We start from the raw sequence: 16,429 nt of genomic DNA on the forward strand, positions 1-16,429 counted from the left end.
GTTAAATTCTATTTTATTGAGGGATGTACATGCCTTGAGCGCAGCGAGCCCGTTCTCATGAATCCTTTCATCCACTACATACGAATGAATGTGCAGCGAAATGCTGCTTTTTTTATGTCTTAGGGGGTATACTCTATAAGGGAAGCATCTTGATTGTAAATCATTTGTAAATGTTTTATTTCAAATTAAAAAAGCTGTTTATCTTTAGAATCATTAAAGTTATAATACGAATGGTTTGGGTTAGCAAAAAATTTAGGGGAAATTTACTTTTTCTTAACAAACGGAGGTTTTAGTACATGATATTTTCATCAAAAAAGGATTTATTTTTGGATTTACTAACAAGCATCGCAGACAACGTCCGCGACTCCGCTCAATACTTTGTGGATTTTAAAATCAAATCCGATGAAGATTTAAAGGAATTTGCAAGAAAAATGAAGGAATATGAGAACAAGGGCGATAAATTCATTCATGAGCTGATTATCGGTTTGAACAAAACCTTTATTACTCCCCTAGAACGAGAAGACATTTTAGAGCTTGCCAATAAGATGGACGATATCCTGGATGGCATGGAACAATGTGCTTCCAGATTTGAAATGTATAACATTACAAAACCTGACCAATACATGGTTCAATTCGCTGGCCATATCCTAGAAGCAACTTATGAAGTTGCCGAATCTGCTAAATTGCTGCACAAGAAAAAGCTAATGGACATTCGTCCGCATGCAATTAGGCTAAACGATCTTGAATCTGTCGTTGATGACTTGCTTCGTACAAGCATCAAAAACTTATTCAGCGTTGAAAAAGATCCTATTAAAATCATGCAATATAAAGAGCTTTATGAGCTTCTTGAGGCTATTTCTGACAGCACAGAAGATGTTGCCGATACTCTAGAAACCATTATCATGCGTAACGCATAAGGAGAGATTGGCAATGGATATTTTGTTTTTTCTTATCGTTTTAGTTGTTATCTTTGCTCTGGCGTTTGACTTTATCAATGGATTCCATGATACAGCCAACGCGATTGCGACTTCTGTGTCAACGAAAGCCCTTCCGCCAAAGGTTGCGATTGCGCTCGCGGCAACAATGAACTTTGTCGGAGCATTAACCTTTACCGGCGTAGCCAAAAGTGTTAGTAAAGATATCGTTGACCCATTCCAATTCAATGACGAAAAGATAGGTTTGCTCATTGTATTGTCGGCTTTGATTGCCGGAATTACTTGGAACCTGATCACGTGGTATTTCGGGATCCCTTCAAGTTCATCCCATGCCATTATCGGTTCAATCGCCGGTGCGGCCATTTCCGCAGCTGGATTTGGTGTCTTGAACTATGACGGTTTTCTAAAAATTATTCAGGCTTTAATCATTTCACCATTTGTTGCTCTAGCTGTCGGTTTTATTATCATGACACTTTTTGCAGCGATCTTTAAAAACTTCAACAAATCAAAAACAAATAAAGGTTTCCGTACGTTTCAAATTTTCACCGCTGCTCTGCAATCCTTCTCACACGGCACAAACGATGCACAAAAAGCGATGGGTATCATTACTCTCGCATTGATTGCAGGCGGATACCACGCCACAGAAGGCATCCCAATGTGGGTACGAGTCGCCGCAGCAGTTTCAATGGGAGTCGGGACTTCAGTTGGAGGCTGGAAGATCATTAAAACGGTCGGCGGTAAGATTATGAAACTTCAACCGGTTAACGGTGCAGCAGCGGATTTATCTTCTGCCCTGATTATCTTTACGTTTACTGCTTTAAAATTGCCAGTCAGTACCACTCATGTTATCTCTTCTGCGATCATGGGGGTAGGTTCTGCCAAGCGTGTGAAAGGTGTTAAATGGGGAGTTGCCCGGCGCATTGTTCTGACCTGGATCATTACACTGCCGATCTCCGCTATCATTGCAGCCATCATCTATCAAATTTTGCATCTGTTTGTATAAAAAACTCTCGGGAAGAAATTCCCGGGGGTTTTTTTGTGCGGTCTTTACTTTTCATGAAACAAAGACCCTTGTCTATACCTTTTTATAAAACAAGCATATACATATAGGGAAAAAAATTTGAGGTGAAAAATTTGTATAACACAAGGAAGAATAATGGTTCATTGCGTTATTTTCCGTACGGAGGCTATGATCCGTTTCATAAAGAATCCGTCTCGCATCATCCGGAAATGATTGAACATTCTCCTCCGCGTCCCCCGCTTCCTTCTTCTCCCCCATCAGGGAACCAGCAAGCTGGAGCAGCAAACCCGAACCCTTATTTCGCAGCGTATCCTCCCCCGCCGGGTCCTTTTATGAACCACTCTATGTTCCCTCCCCGCCCGCCGTATCCCTTTAATCCTTATTTAGGAGCTAAGGGAAACGGTAAATTTAATAAGCAAAAAAATAATCAGGCAGGCAATGGAATGTTCCCGAATCTGCAAAACGGTTTTCCATTCGGCCCCGGCGGCTTTCCCGGCGGGCAGCAATTCCCCTTTAACCAGCAGCCTTTTCAAGGCAATCAGGGCAGTACGTTCAACTGGGGCAAAACAATTAGTGGGATCAACTCGGCTATGGGTATGATGCAGCAGTTAGGTTCTATCATTTCTATCTTTAAATAACCATGGTACAAAGAGAGCTCTTGCTTTACTGAGCTCTCTTTTTTTCATTTTCAGAAAAAAAGTTGTTTGGCAAGCACTGCCCCTTCCAAATGATGAAGATCGGTCCAATGTTCTCTTTCTATGAATAAAGGATTGCTGTTTAGTAAGAAACGAAAAGAATCAGGCAGCGTTATACCATCGTGCCAATCGCCTTGCTCCGGAACATCTGAATGGAATGCCCCCCAGCAGCCCATCAGTCTTGGACTGTAAAGCCGGACAGCCTTTTTTTTCATTCTAAACAAGCCGATCCTTTCCTTGTTATAATGCGGGGAATAAGCGGAGGCATCAGGAGTAAATACCTCTCTCCAATAATCGGATCGCGACCCCGTATGTGGCTGCTGATCGGCAAATCTTAAAATACCAGGATGCAGTCGCTCATGAAAGAGCTGCAAATAAAGGCTTTTGCCTGTTTCGATCCTGCTGGCTAAATCGTTGAAGCCTGAAACTGATATTCCAGCAAGTTTTGTTTGATTGAGGCGCACCGGAAAGAGAATTTTAGTGAGTTGAAGAAGATTTTGAAGTTGAAAGGGAATGCTGTATAAAGCCTTTGAGTAGTTGCTATTATGGATAAGCCGGTCTTGGATAAAGTTCTGCTCATTAATAATGAGAGCCATGGTCAGAATGCGGCTCTCTCGTTTTTCCCAGAAATGCTCCCAAACGGGTTTCATGAAAACGGATGTCTCCAATCCTTTCAGCAAGTGAAATAAACTGCTTCTTCTCCTCTTGCTCTCCTCATATAAAAGAAGCTGAGGTAGACATCCTGAAAGATTAAACTGTTCGCTGTCTCCAATGTCCAATAAATTTGAAAAAGCTGCTCCTCATTGAGGAGTCTTGGTAAGAATTCTCCTTTTAAATCTGTCATATGATAGCAGGCATTCCTCGATACCATATGTGCAAGGAATGCCCAATGTACTTCACGGTGGTTTTTAAAGAAGTGATAGTCGCTTCTGTTCGAGTAATATTATTTTTGTTATGTATTTGAGTCTTCTCTTTGATAAAGCGGATCAAACTTTTTTCGCTTCCATAATAAAAAGAGGGTCCGCTTTGCGAACTCTCGTGATTCAATCGAGATCTGATCCATTTACGGTCTTGCTCCGGTATGGCCCATAATATGTTTTTCTTCGATGGAATGAGCTTGCGAAGGGTGCGGATAAAGAAGGCGGAGGGAATAATGACAGTCTTTGAAAAGGATCGATAACGTGTGTTCATCCAAGCACAGCCTCCTTAATCTATATTATTAAGAAGGTATGAGGGAGTATGAAAAAATAAACCTTTACCTGCGTCAAGTTGATCCGGAGGTAAAGGTTATTCATAAGTTCCTATTTCGATGCCACACCGCCAGAGAGGATGAATTTCATGGCATCCTCGGGCTTAATGTCCAATACGGTTATGCTGCTTCGAGGAACTAAGAAGGTAAAACCGGCGATCTGAAACGTTTGCGGAATATAGACCGCTACATGATCCATGAAATGATCAGAAAGGACTTCCGGATTCTCAGTCGTAATAAATCCGATGCTTTTTAAACCGGTCGCAGGCATTTCTACCAAGACTACTGTGGAAAACGATCGTTTCTCGCCCAGCAGTGACTGAAAGGTATCTTTAATGACAGAATAGAGAGTTTTAACGAGCGGAATTCTTTCCAAGGCAGAATCCAGCAAAGATATAAACCTGCCGCTGATATATTGCGACGACAGCCAGCCTAAAATGGTTAAAAGAACAACAGTCGCTAATATGCCGATTCCCGGAATATAATCGTTTTTCATATAGTCCTTCAAGGTGTCGCCAAGAATGCTGTCTAAAAAATCAAACACCTTAATGAGGACATAAAAAACCAGAATGATGGGAAGCGCAGTTAAAATTCCATTAATAAAATATTTTGCAATAGCTTTCAAATCCATACTCCTTAATTTAAAACGGTAGGCTTCTTTATTTTTTCTTTCAATTTTTTCTGAAGAAGACGCGTGACAGGCCCGATTGGAAAATCTCCTTCCTCATCACCTGTCACCGCAATGACGGGTGCGATCTCCATTGTCGTGCTGGAGATGAACACTTCATCTGCATGGATGAGATCACGGGTTGAAAATGCTTCCTCGGCAATGTCAATCCCTTGTTCGTTTGCGATCTTCAAGATATGCTGTCGGGTAATGCCGTTTAAAATTAGATTCGTGGCCGGATGCGTGTACAATGTTCCGTTTTTAATGATAAACAAGTTGGAAGAGGAACCCTCTGTACATGTTCCTTCCCGATGCTGAAGCGCTTCGTGGCAGCCATGGTCTGCCGCTTTTCTCTTTGCCATTGTGTTGCCCAGCAGGTTAAGGGTCTTTATGTCACATCTGAGCCAGCGGATATCTTCTGTAAGATAGGTTTTTATCCCGTTTTCCTGAGCCTGCACGGGAGGATCCATTTTTCTGGCAAAGCCGGTGATCAAGCAAGCGGAATCCCTGTCATATAGATGATTCCTTGGAGATGCTCCTCTTGTCATCTGTATGTATACTATGCCATTATGAATCTTGTTGGCTTCAATCAGCTTAACCGTCAGATCATTTACTGTTTCGAGTGTATATGGCAGTTTCATCTCCAGTTTAGCAGCACTGTCAGCAAAACGCTTGAAATGCTCCTCCATTGAAAAAGGCTTACCGCCATAAATGTAAACCACCTCATAAATCCCGTCTCCGAAATTATAGCCTCTGTCTTCCAAGTCTATGGATGCATGTTCTCTTTCAACAATTTTGTCTCCATAGAGTACATATTGAGTTTCCATTTTGATATCACCTCGTAATCGATTATATGACAGCACCGGACTATTTATCTACCCTCAAGAAGAGATTCCTGACAATGTCATAAAAAAACCGGGGGAAAACGTCTGTCTTTCTCAGGTTAACGATTAGGCGGTTTGTTTTTGTTTCAAACGTTTTTCCTCAAGCGTTGGCAGGACTTTCAGAAAAAGGGTGATTCCGATGCAAGCCATTACCATAAATATAAGGGTCATACCCATCCGGGGGATAAAATGTCCAAGGGTGATGCTTACGGCGGCTATGGCCATTGCTCCCCGATATACCATTCCGCTTACGGCCATGTAAGAACTGCGGAGTTCTTCTGGAGGAATGTCGGCCAAGTAGGACTGTTCAATTGGAACAAACATTAATTCACCTACAGTTGCGATGACCATGACGGTTAGCAGAAGGATAGCATGGCTGCTGTAAGAAATGGTTAAGTAGCCAACCGCATATAAACCCAGACCGAGAAAGAACACTCGCTTATCCTTAAACCTGGCGGCGAGTTTGCTGACCAGAACCGCAAGCAGTACCACAAGCAGTGTGTTTTCAGTCCTTAAGATCCCCAGCATGTTGAAGCCATCCACTGAGAAGTGAAACAGCTGCTGGGCCGGCATATCCTGGCTCAGACGGACAGATACATAGTTTGATAAATGAAATTCAAGAGACAAGACCAAAAGATAGGCAACGATAAATAATATAAACGTTGTATCTTTAAACACCAATCGATAGCTGGATAGGATATCGGCCAGCACGTTTTTCTTAATTTCCTTTTTTACAGGGACATAGGTTTCCTGAATAAAAAATATAACAAGCATAGCGGAAATCAACGAAACAAACGATAGCCCCACAAGCAATTCGAAAAGATAGTCCTTAAATAAATAACCCCCCGCCAATCCCCCAAGCGCAATGGAAAGATTGTTTGTCCAATATGTGATGCCGTACATAAATTTTCGGTTTTCAGGAGTGCTCACATCGATCAGCATCGCACTGGCTGCAGGTCCGGCCAATCCCCAGCAGATGCTGTTGACCGTCATCATGGCTATGGTTATGTAGGCAGCAGCCAAATCAGAATGAATCCACGGTCCGTTTGCAAATGCCATAACGATTACACTTATAAACCTTAATGTTTCCGCGATCGCCATGATTTTCTTGCGTCCAATCGTATCTGCATAATATCCTCCGTAAAAACCAACGAGAAACCCAACGGCTATGTTGATGATCAGTAAAATACCAGTCAGTGATTCTCCCACTCTCTCTGCTAAATAAATGGCCATAAAAGGATAAATCATTGCACCGATCGAGCCGGAAAGCAATGATTCAAAGATGCGGATTTTTATATTGGGGTGAAAATCTTTAAAACGCATATTCACCCTCCTCTCTTTTTATTGGTTTAGTAAATAAAGTGTTTGAATATCAGCTTACTAACTATATGTAAAATAACATTTACTGTCAATATTTTTGGCGGAAAACATTAAGTTTTCTAAACTTTCTAACTTGCATTGTCTTAAAAAAAGACTTCCTTTTTAAAGGAAGCCTCTTTCTTAGGATTCTTTTTTAGATGATACCACTTTGTTGTTCTTCACCGTGACGATATACCGCTCTTTACCGACTTTTACTTTAAATTCATTATCGTACTGATTTTTCAAGTCTTCATCCAGCTCAAACTTTTTGTTGAAATAGCTGTTAAGTGCCTTAAGGTTGTCTTTCCGCTCATTTTCCCTTTGGATCGAGGAAAAGAGTACAAAAACAAAAACGATGGTACTGATGACAAATACAATTTTTGCTTTTTTGCTCACAGCTTGCTTCCTTTCTCAATTCATTCCAAAATAAGTATACATCATCTTTTCCATGAAAAAAAGCAGACTTTTGTCTGCTTTCCTTAGGATTGCTTATTTCCACCAATTATCACCGGGAGCAGCAGGTAAATGGCGTTTATGCTCAGTGATTTGATACCTGTGTTCGATTTTTTCCTTCACCTCGGAAGAAACTTCTTTTCCTTCCAAATAGTCGTCCAACTCTTCATAGCTGATTCCAAGAGCGGTCTCATCAGGCACCAGTGGTTTGTCATCTTCCAAATCAGCTGTAGGTACTTTCATGTACAATCTCTCTTCAGCGCCCAATTCTTTTAATAATTCTTTTCCTTGCCTTTTACTGAGGCCTGTAAGCGGAACTAGGTCACATGCCCCGTCGCCATACTTGGTAAAAAAGCCGGTGATGGCTTCAGCTGCGTGATCAGTACCGATAACAAGCGAACGATTGGAAGCTGCTATATCATATTGTACTTTCATGCGTTCTCTCGCTTTTATGTTTCCTTTTAGAAAATCAGTGATTTTCTGTCCTGTTGCCTCTTGAAAAGCCTGAGCAGAAGCATCTACCGCTCCCTTGATATTAACGGTAATCGTTTTATCCGGCTGGATAAATTTTAATGCGTGCTGGGCATCTTCCTCATCCTTTTGTACTCCATACGGAAGCCGGACGGCAATGAATTGATAGTTGTCATCGTTAGTTTCTTGTCTTAGTTCATTGATTGCAAGCTGTGCAAGCCTTCCGGCGAGTGATGAATCCTGGCCTCCGCTGATGCCAAGAACAAAACCTTGAAGACCGTTCCTTTTCAGGTATTCCTTCATAAAGCTTACACGGCTCTGAATTTCTTCCCGAGGATTAATCTCAGGTTTTACGTTTAGGTCTTGTATAATTTTTTGCTGTGTCTCATTCATCATGCATCCACCTTTATCAGAGTGATAACTATATATTACCCTTTATAATAACTTCAAAACTATGTCAGGTTTTATCACATCATATTATAACACTTGTTATTTTATCATGTACTCTTTTTTTAGATTTTCTAATCGTTCCAATGATTTTAAAGCCCACTCGTTATCTGTTTCTTTTAACTCGAGGAGGAGGTCCTCGTAAGCTGCTTTCAAAGAACCAGAATAGTCAGGGATATCTCCTGCATACGGTTTAACCGTGTGCAGCGGTGCCCACGTCTTTTCATGAAATGCCAATGCTTTTCGCTGATGAAAAAATGGGACCTCCGATTGGTTTGGGTTATGGAGATCGCCTTGTTTCGGATGTTTAAGCACAGAAAGAATACTGACGAGCACTTTTCCGTTTTTTATTTGTTCAGCTTGACCTATGTACTTTCCTGTTTTATAAAGAGCCGTCACTTTCATTCCCGATTCAATCTGTTCCATGTTTTGCTCTCCTCTCCATTTCATTTGAAACCTCAAATGCCAGATCTTCATTACCGAACAGCGATAATACTCCAAGAACGGTGGAATCTGGAATTTCTTCTGATTCCTGTTTAGGAACCGTTTGTTCAAGCATATGATTTAACAATTCATTTTCAGCCTGACCAGGGTATGCCCGGAAGTAGAGCTCTTTCGGATCAATATCATGATTGATGCACCATTGGGCAAATACAAGAATCATCATTCCTTCATCTTGTTTATAATTTTGGATAATTTTGTGCTCGATCTCTTTAGGATCCATCATAACCACTCCTTGTTACATCCTCTTCCCTATCATAGCATCACTTCGAAAAAAAGAAAAAAGCCATCCTTTTAAAGCTGGACGGCTTCCTTCTCTTACTGCTGCTGAACAGGTTTTTTCCAGAACCCAACAAGTAATGCTGTGACAATGGCTCCAATTACGATGGCTAATCCGTAAAGGAGAGGATTTCCCTGAACAAATGGAATAACGAATACTCCTCCATGGGGGGCCCGCAGGCCGATGCCGAACAGCATGGTCAGTGCTCCGGCTGTTGCAGAACCGGCAACGATGGATGGGATGACACGCCCTGGGTCAGCGGCAGCAAAAGGAATGGCACCTTCTGTTATGAAAGATAGACCCATTACATAACAGGTTTTTCCGGCTTCCCTTTCCTGCTTCGTAAACTTGGTTTTAAAGATGGTGGTTGCAATGGCTAGTCCGAGCGGCGGAACCATACCTCCTGCCATAATTGCGGCATGAGGAGCGAAGTTACCCGCATCAATCATCGCTATACCAAACGTAAAGGCTGCTTTATTGACCGGCCCGCCCATATCAATAGCCATCATTCCACCGAGCAATAAGCCCACTAAAATCGCATTTCCTTTCCCTAATCCTTGGAGCCAGTCAGAAAGCGCAACATTTAATGCGTGTACCGGGCCATTAATGACAAAAATCATAATGAGCCCTGTAAATAGGATTCCGAAAACAGGATAAAGGAGCACAGGTTTAACGCCTTCAAGTGAGGAAGGCAGCCATGCCAGCAGTTTTTTCAATGCGAGGACGATGTACCCTGCCAGAAACCCTGCGATGAGACCTCCTAAAAATCCGCTTTGGCCGGTCGATGCCAAGAACCCTCCGACCATTCCCGGAGCAAATCCAGGACTGTCAGCAATACTTCTTGCAATGAAACCCGCAAGCACTGCTACCATCAGTGCAAATGCCGTTTTCCCTCCAATGGTATCCAGAGCAGCAGCAAATTGGTTGTAAGAAGGATCTTTAGGATCAGCAGAATGGATGCCGAACATAAATGAGATGGCGATGAGGATACCGCCGCCGACGACGAATGGAAGCATGTTGGAAACCCCATTCATGAGATGGCGGTATAACGCTGATTTCTGCTTTGCATTCTCCTTACTTTCAGAATTTGAAGATTTGCTCCCATGGCTGTAAACGGTTCCTTTTTTAGCCGCGGCATCGGTAAGAAGTCTTTCGGGGTTTCTGATGGCTTGCGCAACTGGAACCTGAATCACTGTTTTTCCGCTGAACCGGTCCATTTCCACCTGTTTATCTGCAGCCACGATGATCGCTGTCGCCTTTTCAATTTCAGATGATGTTAACCTGTTCTTCACACCGCTGGAACCATTGGTTTCCACTTTGAGCTTCATACCCATTTCTGCAGCTTTTGCCTTTAAAGAATCTGCGGCCATATACGTATGGGCAATTCCTGTCGGGCAGGCGGTGACTGCCAGAATGAGAGGCTGGTCTTGTTCTGTTTCAACCGGGAATTTTTCCTCGTCTTCTTCTGCCTCAGCCTCTTCCTTCGCATTGATCATCGCAAGGATTTCATCTTCATCCGCAGCACGAAGGAGGCCTTCGCGGAACGCTGTATCCATCAAAAAAGTCGACAGCTTTGATAATGTTTCCAAATGCTCATTGTTAGCACCTTCACTCGCAGCAATCATAAAGAAGAGCTTGGAGGGCTGGCCATCCAGAGAGTCGTAATCAAGCCCATCCACACTTCTTCCAAACGCAATGGCAGGGGTTTTAACTGCAGCTGTCTTCGCATGGGGAATAGCGATGCCTTCTCCTATGCCTGTTGTGCTTTGTGATTCTCTGGCCATAATGGCTTCTTTATAATCTTCCTTGCTGTTCAATTTGCCCGCTTCATCCAGCTTCTGAACGAGTTCATCGATCACATCGGCTTTTTTCTTTGATTCGAGATGAAGTTTGATCGTTTCTTTTGTAATCAATTCTGTGATTTTCATCCTTACTCCCCCTTTATTGCTTGTACATGCACTTCAGGCAAATACTTCTCTATTTCTGTAATGGTACAAAATCCAGTTGAAAACGCGGACGTGCTGCCTGCTGTGACCCCAAATTTAAAGGCTTCCAACAGCTTTCTGCTGCGTGTGTAATGGGCCAAAAATCCGGCAACCACGGAATCTCCTGCTCCGACAGAATTTTTAACAGTACCGGCGGGAACGTTAGCGTAAGCAGCTATGGTCTTTGAAATAAATACAGCGCCCTGCCCTGCCATTGAGACTAATACGTTTTCAGCTCCCTCATGGATCAGCTTCCGGCCATAAATGACCGCTTCTTCCGGTGTTTCAATAGCCGCTCCAACAAGTTCTCCGAGTTCATGATGATTCGGTTTGATCAAAAAAGGCTGATGCCTTAACGCTTTCTGTAGCGGTGTACCCTTTGTATCCAAAATGACATGTGCACCTTTAGCACGTAATCTTGATATGAGTTGACCATAAAACCCATCAGGTAAACTGGCTGGCAGACTTCCCGCTAGGACAACATAATCTGACGGATTTAATTGAGAAAGCAAGTTCTCTTCCAGTTGGCATAGGTCGGATTCCTTAAGGCCAGGAGAAATACCGTTAATCTCTGTTTCTTTTCCTGTATTCAATTTAACATTGATTCTGGTGTTATCCTCCACCCTGACAAAACGGGTCGCTATGTTCAAAGCATGAAGAGATCGCTCGATGAAATCACCGGTAAAGCCTCCGATAAAACCTGTGGCAATACTCTCAACACCGAGGTTTTTTAATACTTTTGACACGTTGATTCCTTTTCCGCCTGCAACAATATTCTGTTCGGCTGCCAGGTTGATGGAGCCCTCTACTAATTGATTGACTGTAACAAAATAATCAATGGATGGATTTAAAGTAACTGTATAAATCAAAATTCCACCGCCTTTACGATCGTCTTCTTTTCATAAGATGTCAGTTGAATATTGCTTTTCACTGTGATGATGGACGCTTCCTGCAGTGATGCCACTTTGGCAAACGTGCTCTTCCCAAATTTCGAAGGATCTGCCACCACAAATCCTTCCTGAGATAATTCGAGCACCTTCTGCTTTAATATCGATTCCTCGGGATCCGGGGTCGTATAACCCCACTCTTCGTGGATTCCGTTTATGCCGATAAAGCATTTATCAAACCTGTAATGTTCAAGGCTTTTTATGGCTCCGCTTCCAATCATGGCACCGGTTTTAGATTTGATGAGCCCTCCCAGGAGGTACGTCTGTATCCCTTTTTCAACAAGCGGACCAACGAGTTGAATGCCATTCGTCACCACAATAAGTTGAGATTGCTTTAAATGCGGGATCATCTGCAGTGTCGTTGTCCCTGCGTCTAAATAAATACATTCATGTTCATCGATAATGGAAGCTGCATATTGGGCAATGGCTTGCTTTTCTTCCATGTTCCTGAGCGTTTTCTCTTCGATTGAGGGCTCTTCGGATTTTTCTTCTATTCTCGACGCCCCACCATGTATGCGTTTAAGTTTCTTTGCTTTTTCAAGTCTGTCCAAATCCCTGCGAATGGTTGACTCAGAGGAACCGGTTTCCTGAACAAGTTCTTCTAATGAAACCACTTTTTGTTTTTCAATAAGTGAAAGAATGATTTCCTGCCGCAATGTAAATAACATACCAGCCCTCCTTCATAAGACCGATTATAAAGTAAGCCCTTTCAAAAATCAATCAAAAGCTTTCATAAACCTTCAAAAACATTTAAAAACCTTCATTACCCATAATTTTCTGTCATTATCGTTCAAAACCAGGATGAAAGATTTTGAATGAAAAAGGCAGCCAGCGATAGCTGATTGCCTTTGGTTTCTTTATTGAACTTTTGATTCTTGCATTTGATTTTCGATCTCATAACGGTTTTCTGGATGCTCACGGCATTCAACCGAACAAGATCGTTTATATTTGGTCTCACATTCTTCACAGCAAACATGCTGTCTATTGCAATCCGGATTGGCACAGTTCACATAACGGTCTTCTGTTTTACCGCAATAGTAGCATTTAGCGATAACGACATCTTCCTCTGTACGGTTGACAGGTACGGAAATTCGTTCATCGAAGACATACATTTTACCGTCCCAGAAACGGCCTTTTGTTTCTTCGTCCTTTCCGTATGTCGTTATTCCCCCGTGAAGCTGATATACATCTTCAAATCCTTCCTTCAAAAGGAATCCTGAGAACTTCTCACAGCGGATACCGCCTGTGCAGTATGTGAGTACTTTTTTATCTTTAAACTGGTGGAGATTTTCTCGAACCCACTTCGGAAAATCACGGGATGCTTTGACATCGGGGCGGATGGCGTTTTTGAAATGACCGATCTCATATTCATAATCATTTCTGCCGTCTACGATGACAACATCATCTCTTTGGATCATTTCCATCCATTCTTTGGGGCTTAACCTCTTGCCTGTCAGTTCATTCGGGTTTACATCTTCTTCAAATCGCCAGGTTACCAGCTCTTTTTTAGGACGAACAAACATTTTCTTAAAAGCATGTCCATCCGCTTCGTCAATTTTAAATACCATGTCTGCAAAACGGGGATCGCTTTTAATATCCCTCATATATTGCTCCGTCTGTTCAACTGTTCCTGAAATGGTTCCATTGATGCCTTCTGGAGCAACGATAATTCTGCCGAGCACGCCTAATTCTTTACAATACTTTAGGTGTTTACGGGCAAAATATTCATGTTCCTCTACAGGGACATACTTGTAATACAATAAGATACGATAAGGCTTTTGCATTTCGTTTGACATTATGATCACCAACCTGCAACGTTGAATTTTTTTGTTTGAAATGCATATAAAAAACCACCGGAATGACCCCGTGGTATTTATAACGTTTAAATGGCGCGCCCACCAGGATTCGAACCCAGAATACGAGAGCCGAAATCTCGTGTGATATCCATTTCACTATAGGCGCTTGGTTACCGTCACGAGATATATCATAAACAATTTTCGAGAATAATACAAGCGTTTTTTGAAAAATAAATTTCAAAAGATTTTTTACCGTTAATTTTTCAGTGATCTCCGATCATCATAACTCTCTTCTCTCCCATGGTAATGAGTAATCGCCGGTTCCCCCTGGCGCCAGCACAGCAGTACTTCCTCCTCACCGATAATCGCCGGGAAATCGACAAGACCGGTATGGATGTCTTTAAGTTCAGCTCCAAAAGAATGAATATTATGGATATACGATTGAGCTTCAATCTCCATAAAGTCCAGCTTGCTTTCGATGGTGAAAAACTCGTCATCAGGAGGGTTCTCTGACAGCCGCAATCTTTCTAATTCATCATAAAATTGAACAAACGAATGCTGAAGCTGCTGAAGGGCCTCTAACTCACGTGTTATGACCGGCAAAAGCTGATTCGCTTCTTCAACAGTAAAATATTTCATGCTTAAAACTCCTCTGGTGTAAAAGTTCACTTTCATTATAGCAACACTTTGGAGGCTTGGCATTAATAATGTTCTCCAGCAAGGAAACAATTGGAATTCATCCGGAGATTACGCCCGCACCACTTGTTTTCGAGGCTGTTTTAAATCCAAATAAAAATCTCTGATGATTTCATCTTCAAGCAGCTCTGAAAAATCTTTTCGATATTCCGAACTGATCAAAATATGCGCGACCAGAGGACTTGCCTTCTTCATCAGCAGCCTTCTGAGCGTCATCCATTTTTCCCTCTTCGTTTTTAAATGGAATTTCGTGATAAAAAGCATGATTCTATCATCTGTACTAAAGTCTTTTGCATTTCTGCTATATAAAGTAAGACTAGTAAATCCTTTCATCGTCGCTCACCTTGCCCTTCGCGTTCTTTTTACCATTATTATTCAATATTTTCAGAAATATACTTGTCCATGCAAAATAAAACTAGTTTACCTACCAAACTCAGTTAATAGAATGAAGATTGCTAACCTCACCCTTTTTTGTTTTAATTGAATTATCAAAAAATGGCAGCCCGGAAAAGGATAGGGTCTACTATCATCATCAAAATTAGAAAGCAGGGGTTTTTATGACTGAAGTGAAAGACGTTTCATTCGTTCTTGAAGAAACGACGATTGCAGATATTCAAAATGCATTTGATCGGGAACAATTGACATCCGAACAGCTTGTACGCCTTTATCTTCAACAAATTTCTCGTCACAACCTCCTGGGTTCGAAAATTAATGCAGTGATCGAAATGAATCCTGATGCTCTTCACATCGCAGAATCACTGGATGCTGAACGGTTATCAAAAGGCAAAAGAGGACCTCTCCACGGCATTCCTGTCCTGCTAAAGGACAATATCAATACAGGGGACGCGATGCATACGAGCGCCGGATCACTTGCCCTGGCCGATTCCTATGCCCTTGAGGATGCTGGAATAACAGCAAAACTTCGGGAAGCCGGGGCTGTTATACTAGGTAAAACGAATATGACCGAGTGGGCAAACTTCATGACTGAAAACATGCCGAATGGGTTCAGTTCCCGTGGCGGACAAGTATTGAATCCGTATGGCCCAGGATCATTCGATGTCAGCGGTTCAAGCTCGGGTTCCGGAGCTGCTGTCGCTGCCAATTTTGCAGTGGCTGCCATCGGAACAGAAACATCAGGGTCCATCCTGTGCCCTGCTTCCGCAAACGGCATCGTAGGCATAAAGCCGACTACAGGATTACTCTCCCGTTTTGGAATCATTCCTATTTCCACAAGCCAGGACACAGCCGGTCCTATGGCAAGAACAGTAACGGATGCGGCTATCTTGCTTGGGGCTATAACGGGAGTGGATGAACGTGATTCAGCGACAAACAAATCAGTCGGCTCCTTTGAAACGGACTATACCAAATATCTTCAAAACAAAGCGCTGGACGGAGCGAGGATCGGTATTTGTTACGATTATTGTACGAAAGATCTCACTCCATCTGAAAAAGAGCGTTTTGATCATGCCATCGAAACCATTAAACAGCAGGGAGGACAGGTTATCCTCCTGGACTCCGTAACTCCTCTGGAAACTGAGGTTTGGGATTATAACGTACTTATATACGAGTTCAAATCAGGGATTAACCACTATTTAAAGCAGCATACGAGTCTGGCTTCCATTACTTCCTTACAAGATATCATTGCCTTTAATAAAGATCACTCGGCCGATTGCCTTCAGCATGGGCAGGTTCTTTTGGAGCAAAGCGAAAAAACATCGGGTACATTAACGGAACCGCAATACTTGGACAGCAGGCTGAACGACCTTCAAAAATCAAAAGCGCTGGGAATCGACAGGGCAATGAAAGAATCTCAGCTGGACGCCCTCCTTTACCCTGGGGAAACTGGCTATGGGTTTTCAGCGAAAGCAGGTTACCCATCGATCAGTGTACCGGCAGGCTATGACAGCGATGGCAGGCCGTTTGGCATCGTATTTACATCTTCCGCCTTTAAAGAACCGGACTTAATCAGGTTCGCCTATTCCTTTGAACAGGCCACCCTTCACAGAGTACCTCCAAAACTATAAGGAAAAAACCAATCCTGCT

18 protein-coding genes, 1 tRNA gene and 1 pseudogene are annotated in these 16,429 nt (G+C 42.5%); 4 read left to right on the plus strand and 16 right to left on the minus strand.

Translation table 11 applies throughout. From position 1 onward, the window contains the following. Nucleotides 1–296 precede the first annotated feature (296 nt). The 3 genes from ABHN01_RS13575 to ABHN01_RS13585 all read left to right on the plus strand — a co-directional run bounded on the left by ABHN01_RS13575 (nucleotide 297) and on the right by ABHN01_RS13585 (nucleotide 2,594). On the plus strand, nucleotides 297–917 hold the full coding sequence (locus ABHN01_RS13575; protein ID WP_429875983.1) for a DUF47 domain-containing protein: 621 nt from the start codon (nucleotides 297–299) through the stop codon (nucleotides 915–917). Between the two features lie 13 nt (nucleotides 918–930). After that, nucleotides 931–1,938: an inorganic phosphate transporter gene (locus ABHN01_RS13580; protein ID WP_429875984.1), complete on the plus strand. Its 1,008-nt coding sequence runs from the start codon at nucleotides 931–933 to the stop codon at nucleotides 1,936–1,938. 131 nt (nucleotides 1,939–2,069) lie between these two features. After that, nucleotides 2,070–2,594, plus strand: a complete 525-nt coding sequence (locus ABHN01_RS13585; RefSeq protein WP_429875985.1) for a hypothetical protein — start codon at nucleotides 2,070–2,072, stop codon at nucleotides 2,592–2,594. Between the two features lie 50 nt (nucleotides 2,595–2,644). Here the strand turns inward: ABHN01_RS13585 and ABHN01_RS13590 are convergent. The 16 genes and pseudogenes from ABHN01_RS13590 to ABHN01_RS13665 all read right to left on the minus strand — a co-directional run bounded on the left by ABHN01_RS13590 (nucleotide 2,645) and on the right by ABHN01_RS13665 (nucleotide 14,719). Continuing rightward, nucleotides 2,645–3,522 (minus strand): annotated as a pseudogene (locus ABHN01_RS13590) (DUF2515 family protein). Nucleotides 3,523–3,714: 192 nt separating this feature from the next. Continuing rightward, the gene (locus ABHN01_RS13595; protein ID WP_429875986.1) at nucleotides 3,715–3,846 is read right to left on the minus strand and encodes a hypothetical protein; all 132 of its coding nucleotides are present in this window, start codon (nucleotides 3,844–3,846) and stop codon (nucleotides 3,715–3,717) included. Nucleotides 3,847–3,952: 106 nt separating this feature from the next. Then, nucleotides 3,953–4,525 (minus strand): DUF502 domain-containing protein, encoded by a 573-nt coding sequence (locus ABHN01_RS13600; RefSeq protein ID WP_429875987.1) that lies wholly within the window; start codon nucleotides 4,523–4,525, stop codon nucleotides 3,953–3,955. 11 nt (nucleotides 4,526–4,536) lie between these two features. Continuing rightward, complete coding sequence (dat, locus tag ABHN01_RS13605) at nucleotides 4,537–5,394, minus strand: D-amino-acid transaminase (protein WP_429875988.1); 858 nt, start codon at nucleotides 5,392–5,394, stop codon at nucleotides 4,537–4,539. 123 nt (nucleotides 5,395–5,517) lie between these two features. Beyond that, on the minus strand, nucleotides 5,518–6,774 hold the full coding sequence (locus ABHN01_RS13610) for an MFS transporter (RefSeq protein ID WP_429875989.1): 1,257 nt from the start codon (nucleotides 6,772–6,774) through the stop codon (nucleotides 5,518–5,520). 177 nt (nucleotides 6,775–6,951) lie between these two features. After that, nucleotides 6,952–7,206 (minus strand): hypothetical protein, encoded by a 255-nt coding sequence (locus ABHN01_RS13615; protein WP_429875990.1) that lies wholly within the window; start codon nucleotides 7,204–7,206, stop codon nucleotides 6,952–6,954. A gap of 93 nt (nucleotides 7,207–7,299) precedes the next feature. Then, nucleotides 7,300–8,127, minus strand: a complete 828-nt coding sequence (nadE, locus tag ABHN01_RS13620) for an ammonia-dependent NAD(+) synthetase (RefSeq protein WP_429875991.1) — start codon at nucleotides 8,125–8,127, stop codon at nucleotides 7,300–7,302. Between the two features lie 96 nt (nucleotides 8,128–8,223). Beyond that, entirely contained in the window at nucleotides 8,224–8,607 is a 384-nt protein-coding gene (locus tag ABHN01_RS13625) for a kinase-associated lipoprotein B (RefSeq protein ID WP_429875992.1), read from the minus strand. Continuing rightward, a complete protein-coding gene (locus ABHN01_RS13630) occupies nucleotides 8,594–8,905 on the minus strand; it encodes a hypothetical protein (RefSeq protein WP_429875993.1) in 312 nt (103 codons plus the stop codon). The genes ABHN01_RS13625 and ABHN01_RS13630 overlap by 14 nt, the downstream gene beginning before the upstream one ends. Nucleotides 8,906–9,000: 95 nt before the next feature. Continuing rightward, entirely contained in the window at nucleotides 9,001–10,890 is a 1,890-nt protein-coding gene (locus ABHN01_RS13635; protein ID WP_429875994.1) for a PTS fructose transporter subunit IIABC, read from the minus strand. Nucleotides 10,891–10,892: 2 nt separating this feature from the next. After that, nucleotides 10,893–11,816, minus strand: coding sequence for a 1-phosphofructokinase (gene pfkB / locus ABHN01_RS13640; protein WP_429875995.1), 924 nt, complete (start codon nucleotides 11,814–11,816; stop codon nucleotides 10,893–10,895). Further along, nucleotides 11,813–12,562 carry a DeoR/GlpR family DNA-binding transcription regulator gene (locus ABHN01_RS13645; protein WP_429875996.1) on the minus strand — a complete coding sequence of 250 codons (750 nt, stop codon included), beginning with the start codon at nucleotides 12,560–12,562 and terminating at the stop codon, nucleotides 11,813–11,815. Before ABHN01_RS13645 ends, pfkB begins: the two co-directional genes overlap by 4 nt. Before the next feature lie 189 nt (nucleotides 12,563–12,751). Then, nucleotides 12,752–13,690 carry a rhodanese-related sulfurtransferase gene (locus ABHN01_RS13650; protein ID WP_429875997.1) on the minus strand — a complete coding sequence of 313 codons (939 nt, stop codon included), beginning with the start codon at nucleotides 13,688–13,690 and terminating at the stop codon, nucleotides 12,752–12,754. Between the two features lie 91 nt (nucleotides 13,691–13,781). Continuing rightward, a tRNA-Arg gene (locus ABHN01_RS13655) sits at nucleotides 13,782–13,856 on the minus strand. Between the two features lie 89 nt (nucleotides 13,857–13,945). After that, nucleotides 13,946–14,329 (minus strand): DUF2203 domain-containing protein, encoded by a 384-nt coding sequence (locus tag ABHN01_RS13660; protein WP_290399371.1) that lies wholly within the window; start codon nucleotides 14,327–14,329, stop codon nucleotides 13,946–13,948. Between the two features lie 108 nt (nucleotides 14,330–14,437). Then, nucleotides 14,438–14,719 carry a hypothetical protein gene (locus ABHN01_RS13665; RefSeq protein WP_429875998.1) on the minus strand — a complete coding sequence of 94 codons (282 nt, stop codon included), beginning with the start codon at nucleotides 14,717–14,719 and terminating at the stop codon, nucleotides 14,438–14,440. Nucleotides 14,720–14,943: 224 nt separating this feature from the next. Here ABHN01_RS13665 and ABHN01_RS13670 point away from each other — a divergent pair, with 224 nt between their 5' ends. After that, entirely contained in the window at nucleotides 14,944–16,410 is a 1,467-nt protein-coding gene (locus ABHN01_RS13670; RefSeq protein ID WP_429875999.1) for an amidase family protein, read from the plus strand. The last annotated feature ends 19 nt before the right edge of the window (nucleotides 16,411–16,429 follow it).

The sequence above is a fragment of the Fictibacillus sp. NRS-1165 genome, from assembly GCF_050468105.1.
Classification (GTDB): Bacteria; Bacillota; Bacilli; order Bacillales; family Fictibacillaceae; genus Fictibacillus_C; species Fictibacillus_C terrinigri.

Excerpts from the sequence above, each read along its gene's own strand:
- ABHN01_RS13625 (WP_429875992.1), bottom strand. The coding sequence starts at position 8,607 with ATGGAACAGATTGAATCGGGAATGAAAGTGACGGCTCTTTATAAAACA.
- ABHN01_RS13660 (WP_290399371.1), bottom strand. The coding sequence starts at position 14,329 with ATGAAATATTTTACTGTTGAAGAAGCGAATCAGCTTTTGCCGGTCATA.
- ABHN01_RS13645 (WP_429875996.1), bottom strand. The coding sequence starts at position 12,562 with ATGTTATTTACATTGCGGCAGGAAATCATTCTTTCACTTATTGAAAAA.
- dat (WP_429875988.1), bottom strand. The coding sequence starts at position 5,394 with ATGGAAACTCAATATGTACTCTATGGAGACAAAATTGTTGAAAGAGAA.
- ABHN01_RS13635 (WP_429875994.1), bottom strand. The coding sequence starts at position 10,890 with ATGAAAATCACAGAATTGATTACAAAAGAAACGATCAAACTTCATCTC.
- ABHN01_RS13630 (WP_429875993.1), bottom strand. The coding sequence starts at position 8,905 with ATGGATCCTAAAGAGATCGAGCACAAAATTATCCAAAATTATAAACAA.
- ABHN01_RS13575 (WP_429875983.1), top strand. The coding sequence starts at position 297 with ATGATATTTTCATCAAAAAAGGATTTATTTTTGGATTTACTAACAAGC.
- ABHN01_RS13665 (WP_429875998.1), bottom strand. The coding sequence starts at position 14,719 with ATGAAAGGATTTACTAGTCTTACTTTATATAGCAGAAATGCAAAAGAC.
- ABHN01_RS13650 (WP_429875997.1), bottom strand. The coding sequence starts at position 13,690 with ATGTCAAACGAAATGCAAAAGCCTTATCGTATCTTATTGTATTACAAG.
- nadE (WP_429875991.1), bottom strand. The coding sequence starts at position 8,127 with ATGAATGAGACACAGCAAAAAATTATACAAGACCTAAACGTAAAACCT.
- ABHN01_RS13580 (WP_429875984.1), top strand. The coding sequence starts at position 931 with ATGGATATTTTGTTTTTTCTTATCGTTTTAGTTGTTATCTTTGCTCTG.
- ABHN01_RS13610 (WP_429875989.1), bottom strand. The coding sequence starts at position 6,774 with ATGCGTTTTAAAGATTTTCACCCCAATATAAAAATCCGCATCTTTGAA.
- ABHN01_RS13670 (WP_429875999.1), top strand. The coding sequence starts at position 14,944 with ATGACTGAAGTGAAAGACGTTTCATTCGTTCTTGAAGAAACGACGATT.